3 protein-coding genes are annotated in these 1,189 nt (G+C 60.1%); all 3 read right to left on the bottom strand.

Annotated features, from left to right (window positions below; all coding sequences use genetic code 11):
• Positions 1 to 232 (bottom strand): magnesium transporter MgtE N-terminal domain-containing protein (locus tag QT222_RS00885; protein ID WP_491475998.1); only part of this gene is annotated, 232 nt, incomplete at its 3' end.
• 105 nt (positions 233 to 337) lie between these two features.
• Positions 338 to 571, bottom strand: coding sequence for a hypothetical protein (locus QT222_RS00880; RefSeq protein ID WP_014732620.1), 234 nt, complete (start codon positions 569 to 571; stop codon positions 338 to 340).
• Positions 572 to 711: 140 nt separating this feature from the next.
• Positions 712 to 1,189: sodium:calcium antiporter (locus QT222_RS00875; protein ID WP_491475997.1), on the bottom strand; the 478-nt coding region annotated here is incomplete at its 5' end.

Here is a 1,189-nt window from a genome sequence, read left to right as displayed (position 1 = left end):
GAGTATCCCCGTCGAGCAATCCAATCGCGTCGGCCGCATCGTCGGGATCGAGTCGGCGGACGAATCGCCGTACCTCCTGGCGATCCATGTCGTCGAGTACGTCTCGCTGGATCGACTCTGGGAGCTGGAAGAACACGACTCGTTGTCGTGCCCACGGTAAGGCCTGGAAATCCGCACCTGGTGTCTCCGAGGCGGCTATCTGCTGTTGGACATCGGTCGTGAATTCTTGCATACGGTTACCTCGTCTCGCGTCGCACGAATCCCAGAAACCGACGTGACGTAGCGGAATCCGAGGTGTTGGAACCGATAGTAAGGAAAATGCGGCACATAGCCCTCCTTACCCCCGAGATCGTTCGTGTTCTGGGGCAAGGTTGAGAAACACGTCGTCCTCTGTCCCACACTCCGGACAAGTATGCACGAAGTGGAGACCATCCTCATCACGCTTTTCTATGCGCCACTCCGACCGGGCACGGGCGACATTTCCACACTCCTTGCAGCGTTTTGGATGATCCTGGAGGTACGTCTGCATGAAGTCGATGAACGACTGCGTACCATGGCGGTGCGTCGGCATACTCTGCTCATACGATGTGTATGCGTATCAGCGTGTTCACCCCTTTGGCACTCTCTCAGCTCGTCCAGTTGAACCGTCCAGTAGCGAAGGAGTGACAGGGAGGATCGTTCATCCCGGTGTGACGGCGACGTTCCGATCGTCTACTGCCCAGGGAACAACACTAGCCGTCCCGCCAAGAAAGCGAAGTACAGTCCCAGCATATAGCCGCCCTCTGTCCGTGTGAACTCCCCCTCTCGCCAGTACAACGCCCAGCCGAGCAGCCCTACGCCGGCGATTAACTTGAACGGGAGGTCCCACAGGACGACGGACGACGGGACGGAGTAGGTCGAGAGAGCACCGCCGAGACCGATACCGACGAGGGGGTTGACGATGTTGCTCCCGACGAGGGTCCCGAGCGCGACGTGGGGCGACCGTCGACGGATAGCGTCCATCACGGCCGTCAGCTCCGGCAATGCGGCGGCCACGCCGATGGTTACGACACCGACCATGGAGCCACCGATGGCAAGCGTATCGACGACTACCTCGACGACCGAGAGCAGAAGCGAGGCGGAGAGCAGGACGAGGACGAGCAGACCCGTGGCAACCACAGTGTCTCGACGTGGGTTTTTACTCGGGGCC

The sequence above is a fragment of the Haloferax sp. s1 genome (assembly GCF_058382125.1).
The sequence above is the reverse complement of the archived record's forward strand: the minus strand, read 5'-3'. Positions and strand labels throughout refer to the sequence as shown.